The organism is Desulfatibacillum aliphaticivorans DSM 15576 (genome assembly GCF_000429905.1).
GTDB lineage: Bacteria > Desulfobacterota > Desulfobacteria > Desulfobacterales > Desulfatibacillaceae > Desulfatibacillum > Desulfatibacillum aliphaticivorans.
Genome location: NZ_KE386982.1, coordinates 1 through 18,469 on the forward strand (window position 1 = coordinate 1; position 18,469 = coordinate 18,469).

Consider the following 18,469-nt stretch of genomic DNA (forward strand, 5'->3'; position numbering starts at 1 on the left):
ATATCCCCGTTTTTTGACAATGCCGCTGCGTCTCAGGAGCGACCGGAATTTCAGTTCCCTGAATGCTGAATTGATTTCAGAATCCATGGAAATGCTGGTGTTTTGAATTTGTTTTTGCATTGAGAGGGAAAATGTTTTACTTGTATTCATAGCGGCTCTTTCTTGTGTGTTATTAGGTGTTTGGCGATGTCTAATATTACACAATTAAGGCCGCTTTTCAAGTATTTTTTATATTATTTCAAATGGTTATATCTGTCCCCCTCCCATATTTCTTGTGCGAAACTTGAGTTAGGACTTTAGGTTTGATTTGATAATGGAGGCGTTCGAAAGGCCTTTTGAGCAGGGCAAGCCCTGAAACGACATGTCGGATTCACCGATGAACTTATAAAGCAGAGCGTCAGTTGGGCATGCCTATCCCGTTTCAGGGTGGCCGCGGCAGAGCAGTACCCTGCCGAGGCGCGTAAGCGCATTTTTTACAACCCATGCGGCCATTGAAATCTATGAGTTTTCTATAGCATATAAACTGTAGAAAGGTTTTAGAATTCAAATAGTTCAGTATGCATTCCCACGCAAAGCATGGGAACGAGACTTCAAAACGTCCTTCGCTTATTCGTTTGCCCTCAGAGATCGTCATCCCCGCAAGGGCCGGTCCGTTTTTCAGGACCGGCCCGCAAGCGGGGACCCAGCGTCGTGCTTATGAGTCGCCGAAATGGGCTCTTCAGCCAGCTAATTCCTTTGATAAAAGCGTCTACTCAATCTTTATGCCCGCGGCTTTGCGCTCCATGGCCGCGGCGGAGCGGTAAAATCCGAACATGTTCAGGTTGCCGCTTTGATATCCCAAATAGTCCAGAGAGTCGGCCTTGATGGCCCTGGCGGTTTTGTCCTTGGGATTAGCCTTGATGACCACGTCGCACAGCTCGCAAGCAAGCTGATGTTCGTTGGCTTTTTGGAGCTCAATAGCCCTCACCAGCAGTTTGTCCGCCCCGCCGGCCAATTTGACGACTTCCCGGTTTGCATAGGAGGAGGGAAGGGGATTAAGCCCCGAGCCATGGCCGTCGTACCAGCCTGTCTCGCCCTGGTAGATGCCGCGTACGGACCAGTCCACCCGGCCGTAAACCTCTTGTAAATGTTCTCGCGCGGCGAGGTTCGGCGGCAATTTGACCTTGGCCACGGCCTCTTCCACGGACAGGCCCTGATTGATGCACTCAATGGTCTGGTCGAATACGGATTTGATTCCGGCGGAGTGGGCTTCCAGGGTTTCCTTGATTTCCCGCGCCCCAATAATTTCAAAAGAATGGCCGGGGATGAGGTATTCGGCGTCCATCCTGGCCATGCGGTCCAAGGACTCGTACCAGCCCCTCACCGGCCTGGGCTCCAGCATGGGCGTGTGCAGGTTGGGGAAGCTGGCGTAATACAAGTCGCCGGGAAACAGGGCCTTTTCCTGGGGCATCCAGACCATGAGATGGTCGGGCGTCTCTCCGATGGTGTGGTACAGCTTGAATTCCTTGCCGCCCAGTTCAAAGGAGTATTCCTGATCAAAGGTGATGGTGGGCCAAACAATGTCTTTTTCGCCGGCGGTGTGGGACAGGCGCACCTTGGATTGCATGGGCGGCTTCCGGGCGTACTCCGAATCCATATCGCCGGACTGGATTTTCCGGCAGCGCCTTTGAAAGGGCGCCAGCCAGCCGAAATCCTTTTTCATGAACTCCACGCAATCCTCCGTGGCGATCACCTGGGTGTCGGGCCCCATAAAAACCGGAGCGCCCACGATGTGATCCACGTGGCCGTGGGTGTAGATGATGTACTTGACGGGCTTGTCTGTGATTTTCCGGAATTCGGCCAGGATTTCCTGGGCTGCGTCCAGGCTTTCCGTGGTGTCGATGATGACCAGGCCTTCGTCCGTGATAACCATCTGGACGCCTCCCAGGGCGTAACCCCGGGCGTAATAGATGTCATCCGTGACTTTGACGATGGTCGGCGTAAAGGCTTCTTTCAACTCCTTGATCTGGGCCAGGGATTCCACCATGACCTTGGGCGGCGGCGGAGGCGTGTATTCCACCGTGGATTCGCCGGGCGCCTCAGGCGCCCGCACAACCAGGCTGGAGCCTCCGAAGGATACGTAATGGCTTCCTAAAGCCACAATCAGCACAACAATGATGATGAATTGAAAAAAGGCCAGGACTTTGTATAGCATGTTACCCTCCCGATAAATATGGTGCATGTAACACGCCCTCGGTCAGGAGTTTCGCTGGATCTCCTTTCCAAACGGCATGGCAAGCAAGGCGAGATACTGGAGTTTGTCTTCCTCCCGAAATTTTGCCAGCCCAATGGTCATGCCCTGGTGGCCTTTTAAAGGGGCGGCCCGGTACGTGCCCATCAACCGGTCCCACCACGGCAGGCAGAATCCGAAATTGGAATTGAACTCCTTAATTATCACCGAATGATGCACCCGGTGCATATCCGGCGTAACCAGAAACAGCCGCAGGACTTTGTCCAGCCCCGCAGGCATGCGAACATTGGAATGGTTGAACATGGCTGAAGCGTTTAAAATCACTTCAAAGGCCAGCACGGCCAGGACAGGCGCTCCGATCAGGAAAATCACCCCGATTTTGATTCCCATGGAGAGCAGAATTTCCACAGGATGAAACCGGGCGCCCGTGGTCAGGTCGATATCCAGGTCCGCATGATGCATCATATGCAGCCGCCAGAACAAAGGCAGATGATGAAAAACCATGTGCTGCATATAAATGGCGAAATCAAGGACCAGGAAGGCCCCCAAGACCTTCAACCAATAAGGCGCCTCGATGAGAGCAAGAACGCCCCATCCCTTTTCCTGCGCCAGGATCGCGAATCCCGTGGCGCCTGCGGAAAAGAGATACCGTACGGCCAAAGTTCCCGTGGCCGTTATACCCAGGTTGGCCGCCCATCTTTTGGGTTTGGATGCGTTCAAACTTCTTTTTGGCGCCAGAACCTCCCACAAGGCCATCAGGAGGAAAACCCCAAAAAACGATCCAAGCCGGACAAGCATTTCATGTTGCAGGATCAGATTGCTCATGGGCTAAATTCCTTTTTGATTTCAGCGCCAGGCTGATTTGTATATAACATTTGAATAAAAATAATACAAATATTTCTTGAAAAAAATCTCATCGGCAGTTAAAGGGAAAGAATCAAGCCCATGGACGAAAGCGTTATCGCCAGTATTACTGGTATGAAAGGCGGATTCGCGGGCGTCCTGGCGGCCACGATATAGGTTCCGTATAAAGCCGGAACAGCCATGAAGTTATATATGACAAATATGGCCGGAGCCGCCCACGGCAGACCCTGGCGATAGGGTATGGCCAATAAAATGATCACGGCGGAGCTGGAGCAGAAGAATCCGCCGGCCACAATACGGAGGGCGGAAAGGATCATTCCCTGAAACTGAGGGGAAAGCTCTTCCCAATCCAGACCGGACGCCTGCTGGTGATAGGATAGAAATTTCGGCGTAAAAAAATAAACGCAGGCGGCGGCCAGGAAGCCCGCCGCGCAGATGGAAAAACATATGACGGCGACGGTGCGGTGAAGCCGCTCCGGCGCCCACAGTAAAACCACGGCCAGGATCAAGGCTCCGGCTGCAACGGTTATTATGGATTGTTTGAGCATGTTCTTCCCCTGGTTCATGGCTGCTCCTGGCTTTGAGGCGATTGTCTGCATTTGATTCCTATGGTATATACCGTTTTTACAGCAATTACGCAAACACAACAGCCACTGCGGACGCCGCCGGCGCGCATAACCCGTCGCGGCGGAGGGCGGGAGTAAAAAGGAACGAATGCAGGTCATCAAGGTTTTTCAGCAGAACAATAGCGGGGCGCGGAAAATTGCGGCGGTCAGGGAGAGGGCCGGGGACGATTTGGTCCTGGACGTCATCAATATTGACGATGCCCTGCCCATGGTTTTGGACGACACGGAGGAGTATCTTAAGGAAGCGTGGGAAATGGAGGCGGACCTGGTTCTGGACTACCTCAAGCACCCGGACCTTTCCTACGATTTATGCCGCATTTGCTCCGAACGGGGCATACCCGTGGTTTCCCCCACCAAAAAATGGCGGAGGCCCCACGTTTTTACGCCGCCCACATGCTGCGGCCTGCCGAGAAACGACGAACTGGGCGCCTACGCCTGCTCTTTTGGAGCGCCGGAAGTGGAAGCTGCGGTCGAGGACGGGGTGGTCAAGGAAATCCGGGTCATCCGGGGAGCGCCCTGCGGCGCCACCTGGGAGGCGGCCCGGGACGTTATAGGCAAGCCGGTGGAAGAAGCCGGCGTGGCCATTGGGTTGAAAGTCCAGTTTTATTGCGTGGCCGATCCTGCGGGATGGGACCCGATTTATGGAAAGAGTCCGGTGCATTTCGCCGGGCATGTGCATCAGGCCGCCTTGGAAAAGGCCTTGAGGAAATCGTGAAAAGCGGCCATTTTTATTGAAAAAAACAGGAGGGGATTGTATGGGGTATTATCTTAAAGCGCCCATGCCGGAGGCGCAAGTCGCGAAAATGCAAAATTTGGCTCAAACCCTGCGGGACGACCCGGTCAAGGGCAAGCACACGGACGAAATGCTGCAAGTGTCCTCCGGGACCATCGGCATCATCCTGGAGCATTTGTTCATCGAACCTTTAAACCGGGTGAACGCCGGAGCGGTATCACGCAAGGCCGCGTCCATGGGCATCAAAACCGGCCTATCCATGTTTACAAAAATTGCACGCAAATCCTTTGCCGGCTTTTCTCCGGACCAGCTTTTGGGCTTCGCCGACTGGCTGGAAGACGGCATCGGGACCGACTAAAGCGCGCACATCCTATTGGCTCAACTTTCGGGATTGGAAGTAGTGATTTGAAATCAATTAGTTATGTGTGCGGCTCAGATCTATCTATATACCAGAGCCCGAGAGTCATGGTCCCTTTCCCCCTGGCGGGGGAAGGACAGGATGGGGGGGAAACTGTCCGGAATGACGTACGATATCACCCCCACCCCAACCCTCCCACGTCAAGGGGGAGGGGGTTTTAGGGACGCCGGCTTTGATGTTTGATGCCTCATAGGCTACTGCAATCTCTTGAATATGTGAAGAAAAATTGATTCCCGAAATTGAACCGCAATTACTTGAATGACGGCAACTTTGTATGAAGCTCACATCTTAATTGAGAGGAAGACATGTCGCATTTTAAAGACAAGGTAGCCATCGTGACCGGGGCGGGCTCCGGCATTGGTAAAGGGTTGGCTCAAGCCCTGGCGGAGCGAGGAGCGAAAGTGGTTGCCAGCGACGTGAATGCGGAACGCATCGCTCAGGTGAAAAAGGAATTTTCGGCCAAGGGTTGGGAGTGCGATTCCCTCGCTCTGGACGTACGGGACGCCCGAGCCGTGAAGGACATGGTGGATTCCGCCGTGGAAAAATTCGGCCGCCTGGATTTCCTGTTCAATAACGCGGGCATAGCCATCGGCGGCGAGGCCAAGGACTGCGAACTGGAGGACTGGCAAAACGTTCTGGACATCAACCTCTACGGCGTGGTGAACGGCGTGGCCGCGGCCTATCCCATGATGGTGGAGCAGGGCTTCGGGCATATCGTCAACACGGCCTCCGTGGAAGGGCTGTGCCCTTTTCCCGGCACGGCTTCCTACGTGGCCAGCAAATACGGCGTGGTGGGCCTTTCCCATTCCCTGCGCCTGGAAGGCGCCGCACGGGGCGTGAAAGTCAGCGTTATTTGCCCCGGCTATATAAAAACCGCCATCTTTGACGACTCCAAACTCGTGGGGATGACCGAATACGAATTGGGCAAGGTCAGGCCGCCCGAATGGATCGGCATTACGTCGGAGCAATGCGCAGAAATCGTCCTTAAAGGCGTGGAAAAAAACAAAGCCACCATTGTGGTGACCAAATTCGCCAAGATTTTGGCCGCAATCAACCGGATTTCACCCACGCTCATGCAATGGATGATGATCCGCAGCTTTAAGGACGCTTTGAAAAAAAGGGCGAGGGAAGAACTAAAACGACAACAAGCCTAAGGGGGGAGGCCTGTCCATGTGGAATGACGCAACCGCACCATATTCCAAATTTGAATCCTGGTTTTACAACGCCTTCATCGCGCAAGGCATGCTTCCTTTTATGGATCGCGTGCAGGCCGACTTGAATCTCGAAGCGCCGGAAAAAGGCTCCTTGCTGGACGTAGGCTGCGGGGGAGGGCATATCCTGGAACGCCTGGCCGAAAAATTCCCCCAATTGACCTTGGCCGGGGTGGATCTTTCCGAAGAACAGGTGGCGCGGGCTAACGAGCGTTTGCGCCCTTACGTCAGCCGCACCCAGATCCGCCAGGGATCGGCACTCAACCTGCCTTATCCCCCGGACAAGTTCGACGTCATATTAAGCACAGGCTCCATCAAACACTGGCCGGACAAGGTCCTGGGCCTGTCCGAGTGCCTTCGGGTGCTAAAGCCTGGAGGCAGGCTGCTGATCATGGAGGCGGACCGGGGCTGCCGCCACAAGGACGTGGACAATTTATTCCTGCACACGAAAATTCCCGCCCTGTTAAGGCCGATTTTCAGATCCTTTTTCCTGCTGAAAGTGTCGGGCCCGTCCCTGGATTTGGACGACGTGCGCGACCTCGCCGCCCAGGCCCCGTTAAAAGATTGGTCCGTCTCCCGCATTAAAGACATGCCCGCCTGGGTCCTTGACGGGATGAAATAACAGTTTCGCAACACATAAAAAAAGGGGTCAAGTCTACGCTTGACGTTTGAGAATGTTTGGCCGGAAGTTAAACGAGTTTTTTGGGGCGCCGGCGGAGTGTGGCTTGTCGGGTCGCTCCGCAAGCGGCGAATGTGCATTTGAATGGCAGGACGCTGCTCCGCCGAATCTGACCTAAAAATTTGGGGCGTCAGCGCGCAGCGACCCGACATGCCTCACAGGCGCAGGCTGGTTCAACTTAGGGCGTATTTAAGGGCCGCTTCGGCGTGAATGATCGCCGTGTCCAAAAGCGGTATGGACAGGTCCTCCTGCTTAACCAGCAAGGGAATTTCCGTGCAACCCAGGATGACGCCCTGGGCGCCCTTTGCGACTAAGTCTTCCATTATCTCAAGATATATTTTCTTGGATTCTTCCAAAAAGCGGCCTCTTACCAACTCTTCAACAATGATTTTGTGTATGATTTCCTGCTGCAACGGATTCGGCGCCACGGTCTCCAGCCCAAAACGCGAAAGCCTGTTTTGATAAAAGCCGTCGCTCATTGTGTACCGCGTGCCAAGGAGGCCCAGCTTGTTCAGTCCTAATTCTTTGGCTTTGCCCGCCGTTTCGTCGATGATGTTGATCAATGGAAGGCCGGCTTTTTCCGCAACCAGGTCGAACACCTTGTGCATGGTGTTTGTGGCGATGAGGCCGAATTCGGCGCCGGCGCTTTTCAGTTTTTGGAATGAGGCGGCCAAGTCGTCGGCGATAAGATCCCATCTGCCGTCGCTTCTCCAGGCGTGATATTTTTTCAGATTTACAGAATAAATAATGATTTCAGGATAATCGTAGCCGTCGAATCGTTCGGCATAGGTTCTTGTAATGTACAAATAATAGCTTACCGTGGATTCCGGGCTTAACCCGCCGACGATTCCGATTTTTTGCTTCATTGCCTTTAATTCCATCCCGTGCCGTCGCCCAAAATCCAATAACCAATTCGATGGGCATTTTTTGAATAACTCCAGGGAATTATCCCTATCAGAATTCTATAGGAGTGACAAATGTTTTAGGCGGGGGGCGGGGCATTTCGCTAATACGCTGGCGTCTCAAATCATGTCGGGTTGCTCCGCACGAGAATTCGGAATTTCATATCATTCCCGGCAGGTCAGATTACTCCAAATTTTAACAAAATTCCTGGAAGGCTCCGCTTAACCCGACCTGCATAACTCATTAGAATATTGTTGGATTTTGTAGGTAGGGTTATTTGGAACGAGGAAATTGCATTGGATAGCCAAGACGCTGTTCTACCGCATCTGATTTAAAAACTTAGAGGGTAAGCGCGCAGCGACCGACATTTTTGCGATCATGCAACGGGTAACCCAGGCAGCAAACAACGCTGCCCGGGCTATCCAACAAAGGTGTACAAGGATGCGGCCGACGCATTATTCCTGCACCCTAAAGAGTGCAAGGCAGGCACAGGGGCCTGCCGCTACACTCCTTATTGGCGTTTCGTCCTGGTTATGGTCCTGTCTCGTTTTTTGCAGCCATATGAATCAGGCGCCTTTTTCCAATTCCGCAATGCGTTCCTTCTGGATGGCTTTCAGCTTGATCCAGAGTTCGTCCACCTGGGCTTGCGTTTTTTCCAGGCCTTCGGAGTTGTCCACCAGAAGGTCGCAATATCCCTTTTTGTCGTCCACGTCCATCTGGGCGTTGATAATGCTTTGGGCAAGCTCTTCGCTGTTCCCGTCCCGCTCTATGAGGCGTTTCAACTGCGTATCCCTGGGAGCGTATACCATAAGCAGGTTATGGAACATGCCCTGCATGTTGATTTCGATCAACAGGGGGATGACCACCTGGATGATGGCTTCCGGGTCCTGTGCCGTGTACTCCTCCACCAGCCTGAAGAACTCCTCGCCGATGCGGGGATGAGTGAAGCCTTCCAGCCTTTTGCGCTTCTCCATATCCGAGAACACGATTTCCCGCAGCTTGTCCCGGTCCAGGGTTTTATCCTCCTGCAGGACCTGTTCGCCGAAATAAGCCACGATGTCGTTGTATCCCTGGGTGCCTGGCTCCACAACCACCCGGCTCAGGACGTCAAAGTCTATGGTGAAGGCGCCTTTTTCCTCCAGCATTTTGGCTACCGTTGATTTGCCGGTGGCGATGCTGCCGGTGACTCCCAAAAGGAGGCGGCGTTTATTGCCCCGGAGAGCCGCGACCATGGCTTCCGCGCCGTAGGCGGCCGGAAAGGCGGCCGTGACGTCCGCTTCGGCGCCCGCGTAGCTGATGGGATACCGGATGCCCCGTTTATACAGGGATTCCAGGCCGGCCAGGGCTTTGTCCATGAGCCCTACGGGCAGGGCCATGACCAGTTCGTCGTCCTGGGCGTGTCCGTACCGGCGTTCCCCGTAGCAGGGGATGGTCAGCGACGGCTTGCCCGTGTTGTAGCAGCGGGCGATGGCGTCGGAGCAGGAGCTTTCTCCCACGCAGAAAAACTGCATGACCTCGTAGTCTTCAAACTGGAGCGCGTTGATCAGGAGCATCATTTGGGCCGGATTGGCGTAAATGAGCACGATGTCCGGTTCAAAGGGATTGTAAACCAGGGGCGCCATGATCACGGCTTCGTATTTCCCCGTGGGAATGCGCGGGATGCCGTTTTCGTATTTTTTGCCGTCCGCCCGGGATTTTGCCCAGACGATGCTGCGGAAGGTGCCGTCGGTCATGAATTCGGGCAGTTTCGCCAGGCCGATGATGGAGGGGCACATGACCGAGATGAACTCCTCCGCCGTGGCGCCCACGGTCCAGTCGAAATTGCGCACCAGGCTGGTGAGCTGGCACATGGTGGCTTTATGGCTCAACCTGCGCATGAAGGGGACTTTGTCGATATCCTCCTTGTTTTCCAGCATTTTAAACGCGACGGGAAAGGACTTGAGGCGCATAAGCAATTCCATGCGCCGGATTACGGGCTCCCAATTTCTTGCAGCTTTCAGATCGTTAGTTTCCATTGCAGGTCTCCTAATCCCGAAACCGGACCGGACGATAGCTTCCTGCATGCAGGGCTTGCACCAAGTCGGCCTCGCTGTTTATATTTACCGTGAATTCCGTGGCGTAGCAGCCGATGGTTCCCATCTCGTGGCAGTCGCTGCCGCCCGTGCCGGGCAGGCTGAGGGCGTCGGCCACTTTGGCTGCAAAACCGTTCTCATCAGGCGTTACCTTGCCGTTCAATACTTCAATGGCGTCCACGTGCTTGAACATTTCCCTTTGGGCGGCCTGCTCCACGCTCAGCCCCATTTGTTCGGCGCCGGTGATCAGAAAGCCCCGGAAAGGGTGGGCCATGACCATGAATCCTTCAGCCTCAATTACTTCGGCCCGCAAATCCGCAATCCTGATCACCCCTTTTATGTCGCGTTCCAGGCCGTAGACGAGAACGTCGCCCTGGTCGGTGATGACTTCGTTGCCCCGAAGGAGCAGGAAGCCGTGTTTGTCCCTTAAACGCTTTATATCATCCGATGTCCAAACATAGTTGTGATCCGTTACCACCATGCCGTGTACGCCAAGCTCCTTGGCTTCCCGGATAATCTCGTCAATAGGGGCCGAGGCGCAAGGGGAGGCCGGGGCCGTATGGACGTGCAGGTCGATGACCATGCCTCCGCTTGGACGGGGCGCGTCCGCAAGGGGCGGCGTTTCCGGAGCGGGCTGGGGCGGCGCAGGAGCCTTCACTTGAATGGATTGGGCGGCAGCCTTGGGCGGCGCCTGGTCCGGGCGCCACTCCGCAATAAAGGCTTCCAGGCTGAGCCCCGGGTCCAGGGCTGCGGCTTCCTGATATTCAATGGCCATTTTGGCGTTTTTTGCGGCGTGCCCCATTTCTATTAGCAGATTGGCGAAATGGCGGCAAGCGCCCCGGCCGATCACCTTGGCGACCTGGGTCCTGAATCCCGGCTCCAGACGCATGCCCACGGCGGGCTGAAGCATGTCCAAAGCCCGGGGGCATTCCGGGGTGGTGTACCTGTGCCACTTGCCGGTGATGGATAGAATTTCCAGGGCGCTCTGGCTGAACACCGCCGTCATTTCCACGCCGTACAGGTCGTCGTCCAACACGCCGAACACAGTCAGTTCATCGGGCGCGGTGCGATCCACGCTCATGGTTTTGTTGCGTAAATACTTTAGCATCGCTCTTCTCCTCCTACCCTTCGTCCAGGGCGCCCCGGACCATGGAGGATTCCGGAGCGTACGCCGCGCATCGGCCAATAAGCCGGGTGTTGGCCTTGGCCATGCTTTGGAAGATTTCCGCAGGCAGGTCGTCTTCGTTGGGGGCCATGGCCGCCATTTCCTTGGTGGAGCTTAAAATCACTCCGTGGCAGGCCTCCTCCACCATGAACAAAAGTTGACTGTCGGCCGCCTCCTCGCCCACAAGACCCTTGAAAATCTTCGCCATGCCGGGGCCCACGCGGATTCCGGCCAGTTGGGGCAGCAGGGGGATTGTGCGATGCTCCGCCGGATCGTAACAGCGCTCGATAGCGCCTTCCACCTTCTTGATTTCCATGTCCGGCAATTGCACTTCCACGGTGACGCGCATTTCACAAAACATGTCGTTCAAACGGCAAACGGTGCGCAACAGATTGCCCCCGGCCGCTTCCACGCTGGTGCATCGCGACCGGGAAAACTTGAATCGTTTGGGATTGGCCATATAGCTTTTCTTCCTTTCACCTTCTTCTATGGGGTCAAGTCTACGTTTGACGTTTGAGCGCGAATTTCAGTCTCAAACGTCAAACGTAGACTTGACCCCATTTCGTTTTCCCCGATCAACCTAAATATTTATCCAGGTTCTTTTTCAGTTCCTTTTTCACCACCTTGCCGATGAGCGAACGGGGCACGTCGTCGGTCACGATGAATTTTCTGGGCCGTTTGTAGTCGGCGAGGTGCTTTTTGCAATGGGCTTTCAGCGCCTCTATGTCCAGGTCCACGCCGGGTTCGGGAATCACAAAGGCCACGCCGATCTCCCCCCAGACCTCGTCGGGAGTTTCCATGACGGCGGATGTGTTGACCCCCGGATAGGCGTTGAGAAAAGCCTCGATTTCCTGGGGATACACGTTGTAGCCGCCGCTGATGTACATTTCCTTGATGCGGCCCATGAAAATCAGGTATCCCTGGTCGTCCAGCCTGCCCAGGTCGCCGGTGGCCATCCATCCGTCGCCCATGAAGACGTTTTTGTCGTCCTCCGGGTCCATGTAGCCGTTGATGACGCTGTCTCCGCGCACGAACATCTCCCCCACTTCGCCCACGGGCAGGTCGGCGCCGTGAAGGTCCACGATTTTCATTTCAAAGCCGGGAGCGGGCTTGCCCTCGGTTTTTTCGGCGCGTTCCGGCGGATCGTCAGGCGTGGTGAAGGTGAAGAAACCCGCGGTTTCGCTCATGCCAAAGGAGGCCACAATACTGCCGTTGGGAAAGGCCTGGGAAACCTGCTGGACCAATTCCTGGGAGGACGGCTCTCCGGAGAGCACAGCCAGGCGAACCGAGGACAGGTCGTGGGCGGTCACGTCGGCGTTTTTGAAGATCAGCCGATACATAGTGGGCACGCCGCCAAAGTAGGAAATTCCGTATTTTTCAATGGCCGCCAGGGTCTCCATGGGGTCGAACTTGGGCATGAGAATTCCGGTGGCGCCGGCGTAAAACTGGGCGGCCAAAAGATCATGGGTTCCGGCCACGTGGCTGGTGGGCATGTTGCACAAAACCTTGTCCGTGTGCAGGATGCCCCACATGTCCGTGGTGGCCTTGGATATGGCCCAGGAGTTTTTGTGGCTGATGACCGCGCCCTTGGGCCTGCCCGTGGTGCCGCTGGTAAAGATGATGATGTACGGGTCTTCGTCCGCCGGGTGGAATTCCTCCGGGACGGGCTTGGCGTCCCCCTCCAGAAGTTTTTCGTAGGGCAGGGCGCCGGGTTTGTCCAGGACTCCCATATAGTAGAAAATCCGTTCAAATTCATACAAGGAGGCTAATTGCTCCACTTCGGCCTTGATTTCCTCCGGAAAGGCCAAAGTCGCCAGGATTCTCGGCTTGGTGCGTTCGCACAGGGCCTGCATCTCTCCCGCCTTGAACCGGGGATCCAAAGGAACCACCACCATTCCGATGCGGCCGGCGGCCATAAACAAGGTGGAAAAGGCCGGAGACTGAGGAAGCAGGGTGGCGATTTTGTCGCCGGGCTTCATGCCCATGTTGAGAAGCGCGTTGGCCGCCTGGTCGATTTGGCGGTCGAATTCCCCATAGGTTACGGGCTGCTCGAAAAAATAATAGGCGATATGGTCGGGCCGCTCCTGGGCGTGCTGTTTGATGATATTGGGAAAAGGTCCGGTCATGAGTCTATCCCTCCTTAGCTCGCAGGTTATTGGGAATCGCGTTCGCGCAGCATGCGGCGCAGCAGCTTTCCGCTTTGATTCTTGGGCAGTTCGTCAATGAATTCCACCATCTTGGGCGCCTTGTAAGCGGCCATTTTTTCCTTGCAAAAATCCAGGATGTCCTGCTCGCTCGCCTGGACGTTGGGCTTGGGCACGATAAAGGCCTTGACGGTTTCGCCCCGGTAGTCGTCGGGAACGCCGATCACGGCCGCTTCCAGGACGGCTGGGTGCTGGTAGAGATAGTTTTCCACCTCCGCCGGAGCGATGTTGTAGCCGGAAGCCACAATCAGGTCCTTGATGCGCTCCACAAAAAAGAGGAACCCGTCCTCGTCCATGTACCCCGCGTCCCCCGTGTACCACCAGCCGTCCGACGTGAAGAGCTTGTCCGTCTCCTCCTGGTTTTGCCAGTACCCTTGGACAATGCCCTCGCCCCGCAGGACGAATTCCCCGACAACGCCCCGGGGTACGATCTTTCCGTTTTCGTCCACCACCTTGACCTCGCCGGTGCATACGCCCAGGGCGCCGCAGCCCGGCTTCTTTTTGTTCACCATCTCCACTATGCCGGGGCCGCAGGCCGTGGATTCGGTGCAGCCGTATCCGGCGTAAAGATAGGTTCCCACTTTCTGCTGCCATTCATCCTGCAAGGCAGGCGGCACCGGCGCTCCGCTGGCCAGGGTGTGCTTCAGGCTGGAAAGGTCGAACTTGGCAAAGGACGGATGGTTCAGCAGGCCGATATAGGCCGTGGGCGGAGCAAATCCGAAGGTCAGCTTGAAACGCTGGATCAGGTCCAGCATGTCTTCCGGATCGAACATGGGGATGGCCGCGCAGGTCGCCTTGGCCATGACCGCCGGAAAAAGAATCAGGGTCTGGCCGGCCACATGAAAGAGCGGAAACAGCATATAAAGCCGGTCCGTATCGTCCATGTCGATGAGATCCACCAATAGCCCGGCGGCGTGATTGTAATTGCAATGGGTGATCATGGCGCCTTTGGGAAAGCCCGTGGTGCCCGACGTATACAACAGGCAGGCCAGATCGTTTTCCGGGTCGATTTCCGGCAGGGGAACCGGACCCTGGTCCGAGGCAATGATCTCCATGAAATCCACCGCGCCATCCACCTCCTGCTTGGGCATGGCCAACAAGGGCGGAACCTTGGCCGTGGGCTCGCTGAAATCCGTTGCATGCACGGTCGCCGCCGCGAGCATGCCCAAATCCTTTGCAACCGGCAGGACCATGGGCGCCAATATGTCCAGGCAGAAAATCGCCTTGGCCCCGGATTGTTCGCAGATATACCGGATTTCCTGGTCCTTGAGCATGACGTTAAAAGGCACCATGGTGCAGCCCGCCTTTAGGATGCCGTAAATGACCATGACATGCTGCGTGCAATTGGGAAGCATGGTGGCGACTTTATCGCCTTTGCCCAGGCCCAGAGATGCCAGCCAGGCCGCAATGCGGTCGCTGCACTGGTCCAACTCCTTATAGGACGTGGTTTTGTGCAGGAAAATCAAAGCGTCCTTTTCGGGCTGCTCCCTGGCTGCCTGGCGCAGGAAATCAAAAACCGGGGTTTTAGCGGTATCCTTCGGGGGAACGGCGCCCCAAGAGGGGTCGAATTTTTGGTGAGATAATGCTTCGGCCATTGTAACCTCCTGGCGAAAAAAAGTGCGGTGCTCCGGGGGAAAGTAAAACGATGTTTTATCTATGGCGAATGTAAAACAATGTTTTCTCTTCTGTCAATAAAAAAATACTGCACACCCCGCTGGATTAAGAGGCGCTCTATATGCAAATATCTAAAATAAAAAGATAAAAAAGGACTATGGCTGCGAGGGTGCGGAAATGGTCTTCCAAAACAGGGGAAAAAAGAACTGCATGGCCTCCACCAGCTTCCATTGCTGGCCCCGGTAATACCAGATGGTGACTTCGCGCTGCATGTGCATGAAGTAAAGGCCGGTGATCTGGGCGTCGTCCACGTTGGGGTCCAGGTCGCCCCTTTCCCTGCCCACTTTGATGATTTGGCGCAGCAGTTCATGGATGTCGTACCGGGCGTAGGATTCCCGTTGCATCCAGGTCCGGGTGGGGACCGTGATGAAAAAGGTGATGGCCAGTTCCGGGTTCCGGTCGTAATAATCCAGGGCCACCCAAAAAGCCTTGTAAAACCGGTCTTTTGTATCTTTTACGCCCTGGCCGTGCATGGCCGTGAGGATTTTAAGCTCCCCGATTTTTTCTTCCAGAACGTCCAGGAGCAAATCTTCTTTGGAGTGAAAATACTTGTACATGGTTCGGGTGCTGACGCCCGAGGCATGGCTGATTTTTCGGATGTTAACTTGGTGAAAGTCGTTTTGGGCGAAAAAGTTCAGGACAATGGGGTACAGGCGGTCTTTGATTTTTTGCGGAACCGGGGGTTTTTTTTCGTCCTGCTTTTCTGGGGCCATGGTTATTTTCCGGCTAATGGGTTTACGCTTAAGTAAAACATTGTTTTTTATAATAGAGGCCTCAAAGCCCAGTGTCAAGGCAAATTCCGCTTGGCTTTTTCGTCGCAGACAGACATATGGGGCGGCGGCCTCTATGAACCTGTCCAACAAGCCGAACAGGAGGGTCAGGGAATCGAAGGGAGGGATTATTTTTGTGTATGGGAAGGCAAAAAGTTTTTGAGAAAGCCTACAAGCGCTGTTAACTCTTCACACTCATCCAGGTTGTCAGGAATCCATTTTTGATCTTCTATGGAAGCGTTCAAAGGCTTCCCCGGCTTCAACAATGCCGCGGCGGCGGACAAACGGGCTTTTAGGGGGCCGCTTGGCTTACGAAACTCCTTAAAGTCTTTTCCCTCTGGCGCTCCTTCTTTTTCACGCCATGATTGCACATATTGTTCCGCGTGCTTTGACAACTCAGGAAAGCGCAACTCAGAAAGAGGCATCAGCACATCCTCTATAGTCCCTTGCCTCCCGTCTCCAGGAAAGGAAAATATTCCGGAGCGCAACTCATCTGCATTGGCGACCTCCTCCAGATTGGCAGGTACGGGATACCCTGCTTCTCTTATCATCGGGGCAAATTCAGCAAATCTTTCCTTTGGAGTTTTGTCATCCGCATCCAAGATGATCGCCAAGGAGTCGGGCTTCCACTTCAAACGCAGAAAGGCCTCCATGTCCGCTTCCAAAGTTTCCCTGACTTTCGAGAGGCCTTGGGCGTTTCGAATTGCAATCAGTTTTGCGTCGCAATGAAGAATCGCCGGGGCTGGTACAGCTTTACGTTCTATGTTGTCATCCACGGGCCACTTAAACTGGTTGAGCCAGTTTTGAGCCGGTTCAGGGAGATTGCTTTTTTTACGGACGATGCCATACCCAAATGCCTTAAGGATTTGAGCCAGGAACACGACATCCAAAACGCCTTCGGCGATCATGTAGGAATATCCGCTCATCGCAAATCCAGCCCCGACTCTCGCAACCTGATCAATTTATCCTGGGCGTAACGCCTGATTAAATGCTCCTGATCATTTTTTTGTAAATAAAACAATACGGCGTCATCCGTTTTGTCTTTTACAACGGAAATAACGGCGTCAATGGCCTCCAAACTATGGGTGGTGGCAATGATTTGCACATTGGCGGTGCGTGCAGCGTTTAGCATCCAGCCCAGAATACTTGGCATGATGGCAGGGTGGATTCCAGCTTCCAGTTCGTCAATCAGGAGCACGCCTTCATTTGCTCTTGTTAAAGCCAAAGCCAAGGCGGCGGAGCGCCGCATTCCGTCTCCAAAGGAAGAGAGATCCACAATGCCCCGCTCCTTATGGCTGACTTTCACGCTGCTGCGGCCGTTGCTCACACTGACGTCCAAGTCCGTAACGGAGTCATCAAAATATTGAAGCAGTTCAACCGCCATGCCCTTTTTGCCGGAGTCAACCGCCTTGCTCAAGTGCTCCACCAAGGTTTTAATGGAGCGGTGCGTGGCGGAAGTAATCGTGAAGCAGCGATAAGAAACCACCCCCTCACTCCTATGGATCGTGGCAAAAGCGGATTTTCGAAAGGCCAAAGTTTCCCTCATGTTGTCCACCTTGCATTCCACATTCAGTGCTATTATCGGCAAATCCTCATCGTCCAAGTCGGTGCTTGCATGCCCACGAGCGCTGAAATTGCGATCTTCATCGCCAATTGTCGCTTTGAGTTCGATATGTTGCGTTTGTACAGGTCCTTCTTCAACATCCAGCGGTTCTTTGGACGGAAACATGGACCACACGCCATCCACAACCGCTAAATCAGAATCTCTTTGCCTGGCGACATTAAACCACTGGGAAAGGTCGAAAGGACGCAGCAAAAGAGCCGCCGCCTCAAGAACGCTGCTTTTGCCGGCATTGTTATCGCCCACAATGACGCTAAAAGGCGGTAAGTCATCCAGACGCACATTCTTCATGCCTCGAAAAGCGCCAATGTCCAGATTTTTTAAAAGCATGGATATTTCTCCGGTTGTCTTTATGGAAAATAGTATAACATGCTGAAAACAAATTTTAAAATAAAATCGCAGTTAAATTGGCGATTGGGCAAGGCGGCAGAGAAAGCGCATTTTTAACAGAATGCAGATTGAAAGGCCCTTGTCTATAGCAAGGCTTTTAGACAAGGGCTTGCGGACGCATCCCATTTTACGGTTCATATTCCAATATATCGCCGGGCTGACAATCCAAATGCAGGCAAATGGCCTCCAGGGTGGAAAAACGGATGGCTTTGGCCCGTCCCGTTTTTAGGATTGACAGGTTTTGCGGCGTGATGCCCACCGCCTCGGCCAGGTCCTTGGATGCCATTTTGCGCTTGGCCAGCATGACGTCAAGATTTACTATGATTGGCATAATGCACTCCCTTCCATGCTGGCTTTTATATGGTGAGAGATTGCTCCTCCTGAATCTTCCGGCCCTCATCCATGATCCAGGCCACCACGATTACCATCACTCCAATGATCAGGGCCGTAAAGTTGGCGTCACTGAATCCAACCTGAAGAACCCGTTGCCCGGGAGGGTTGGGCAGGGTCAGGGCCACGCTGGTCATGGCCTGCACCACAGGGTTAAGCGCCTGCTTCACCAGCAATGCAATCCCCAACACGCGGATGCACCTAACATTGCCGGCGCCGAAAATGATCCCTTGGGCGTAGAGTCCGAAAAGCATCCTAAGCCGGTTCAGCACGTACAGGCCCACGCACAGCGCTGGCAGGGACGCCGCAAAACCCAGGAGCCTGGACCAACCGGGCACAGGCAGTTGAAAGGGAACGCCCGCACAAGCCAAACCCTGAAAGGCGCCCAATCCGTCAAACTGCATCAGGTGATTGAAAAACAGCCAAAATAACCCGTACAAAAAGGGAACGGCCGCCAGTAAAACCAAAAACAAGCCGCTTAGCGCGCGGCTGACGCGAACGATTTTTTCCAAAATACAC

General features: G+C 54.5%; 18 protein-coding genes. 4 read left to right on the forward strand and 14 right to left on the reverse strand.

The genetic code is table 11. The annotated features are described in order from the left end of the window. Positions 1–748 precede the first annotated feature (748 nt). The 3 genes from G491_RS32660 to G491_RS0126085 all read right to left on the reverse strand — a co-directional run bounded on the left by G491_RS32660 (position 749) and on the right by G491_RS0126085 (position 3,660). A complete protein-coding gene (locus G491_RS32660) occupies positions 749–2,194 on the reverse strand; it encodes an alkyl/aryl-sulfatase (protein WP_051327534.1) in 1,446 nt (481 codons plus the stop codon). A 42-nt stretch (positions 2,195–2,236) separates the two neighbouring features. After that, positions 2,237–3,055 carry a sterol desaturase family protein gene (locus G491_RS0126080; protein WP_028316620.1) on the reverse strand — a complete coding sequence of 273 codons (819 nt, stop codon included), beginning with the start codon at positions 3,053–3,055 and terminating at the stop codon, positions 2,237–2,239. Positions 3,056–3,153: 98 nt separating this feature from the next. After that, the gene (locus tag G491_RS0126085; protein ID WP_028316621.1) at positions 3,154–3,660 is read right to left on the reverse strand and encodes a hypothetical protein; all 507 of its coding nucleotides are present in this window, start codon (positions 3,658–3,660) and stop codon (positions 3,154–3,156) included. Positions 3,661–3,808: 148 nt separating this feature from the next. Here G491_RS0126085 and dfsP point away from each other — a divergent pair, with 148 nt between their 5' ends. The 4 genes from dfsP to G491_RS32665 all read left to right on the forward strand — a co-directional run bounded on the left by dfsP (position 3,809) and on the right by G491_RS32665 (position 6,704). Further along, positions 3,809–4,435: a DUF166 family (seleno)protein DfsP gene (dfsP, locus tag G491_RS0126090; protein WP_028316622.1), complete on the forward strand. Its 627-nt coding sequence runs from the start codon at positions 3,809–3,811 to the stop codon at positions 4,433–4,435. 40 nt (positions 4,436–4,475) lie between these two features. Further along, positions 4,476–4,811 (forward strand): hypothetical protein, encoded by a 336-nt coding sequence (locus tag G491_RS0126095; RefSeq protein ID WP_015949585.1) that lies wholly within the window; start codon positions 4,476–4,478, stop codon positions 4,809–4,811. Between the two features lie 365 nt (positions 4,812–5,176). After that, complete coding sequence (locus G491_RS0126100) at positions 5,177–6,025, forward strand: SDR family NAD(P)-dependent oxidoreductase (protein WP_028316623.1); 849 nt, start codon at positions 5,177–5,179, stop codon at positions 6,023–6,025. A gap of 16 nt (positions 6,026–6,041) precedes the next feature. Then, a complete protein-coding gene (locus tag G491_RS32665) occupies positions 6,042–6,704 on the forward strand; it encodes a class I SAM-dependent methyltransferase (protein ID WP_051327535.1) in 663 nt (220 codons plus the stop codon). 230 nt (positions 6,705–6,934) lie between these two features. Here the strand turns inward: G491_RS32665 and G491_RS0126110 are convergent, their stop codons facing one another. The 11 genes from G491_RS0126110 to G491_RS34700 all read right to left on the reverse strand — a co-directional run bounded on the left by G491_RS0126110 (position 6,935) and on the right by G491_RS34700 (position 18,462). Next, positions 6,935–7,627: an aspartate/glutamate racemase family protein gene (locus G491_RS0126110; RefSeq protein ID WP_028316624.1), complete on the reverse strand. Its 693-nt coding sequence runs from the start codon at positions 7,625–7,627 to the stop codon at positions 6,935–6,937. Between the two features lie 603 nt (positions 7,628–8,230). Next, a complete protein-coding gene (coaE, locus tag G491_RS0126115) occupies positions 8,231–9,679 on the reverse strand; it encodes a dephospho-CoA kinase (RefSeq protein WP_028316625.1) in 1,449 nt (482 codons plus the stop codon). A gap of 10 nt (positions 9,680–9,689) precedes the next feature. Further along, positions 9,690–10,844, reverse strand: coding sequence for a PHP-associated domain-containing protein (locus G491_RS0126120; RefSeq protein WP_028316626.1), 1,155 nt, complete (start codon positions 10,842–10,844; stop codon positions 9,690–9,692). A 13-nt stretch (positions 10,845–10,857) separates the two neighbouring features. Then, positions 10,858–11,361, reverse strand: a complete 504-nt coding sequence (locus G491_RS0126125) for a hypothetical protein (protein WP_015949591.1) — start codon at positions 11,359–11,361, stop codon at positions 10,858–10,860. A gap of 115 nt (positions 11,362–11,476) precedes the next feature. After that, positions 11,477–13,027 (reverse strand): class I adenylate-forming enzyme family protein, encoded by a 1,551-nt coding sequence (locus tag G491_RS0126130; RefSeq protein ID WP_028316627.1) that lies wholly within the window; start codon positions 13,025–13,027, stop codon positions 11,477–11,479. A gap of 26 nt (positions 13,028–13,053) precedes the next feature. After that, entirely contained in the window at positions 13,054–14,700 is a 1,647-nt protein-coding gene (locus G491_RS32670; RefSeq protein WP_051327536.1) for a class I adenylate-forming enzyme family protein, read from the reverse strand. A gap of 174 nt (positions 14,701–14,874) precedes the next feature. Beyond that, on the reverse strand, positions 14,875–15,492 hold the full coding sequence (locus G491_RS0126140) for a TetR/AcrR family transcriptional regulator (RefSeq protein ID WP_015949594.1): 618 nt from the start codon (positions 15,490–15,492) through the stop codon (positions 14,875–14,877). 185 nt (positions 15,493–15,677) lie between these two features. Continuing rightward, positions 15,678–16,457, reverse strand: coding sequence for a DUF3226 domain-containing protein (locus G491_RS0126145; RefSeq protein ID WP_028316628.1), 780 nt, complete (start codon positions 16,455–16,457; stop codon positions 15,678–15,680). A gap of 14 nt (positions 16,458–16,471) precedes the next feature. After that, positions 16,472–17,500 (reverse strand): ATP-binding protein, encoded by a 1,029-nt coding sequence (locus G491_RS0126150; RefSeq protein WP_015949596.1) that lies wholly within the window; start codon positions 17,498–17,500, stop codon positions 16,472–16,474. A 187-nt stretch (positions 17,501–17,687) separates the two neighbouring features. Continuing rightward, positions 17,688–17,891, reverse strand: coding sequence for a helix-turn-helix domain-containing protein (locus G491_RS0126155; RefSeq protein ID WP_028316629.1), 204 nt, complete (start codon positions 17,889–17,891; stop codon positions 17,688–17,690). A 25-nt stretch (positions 17,892–17,916) separates the two neighbouring features. Beyond that, positions 17,917–18,462 (reverse strand): DUF2975 domain-containing protein, encoded by a 546-nt coding sequence (locus G491_RS34700; protein ID WP_028316630.1) that lies wholly within the window; start codon positions 18,460–18,462, stop codon positions 17,917–17,919. Between the last annotated feature and the right edge of the window lie 7 nt (positions 18,463–18,469).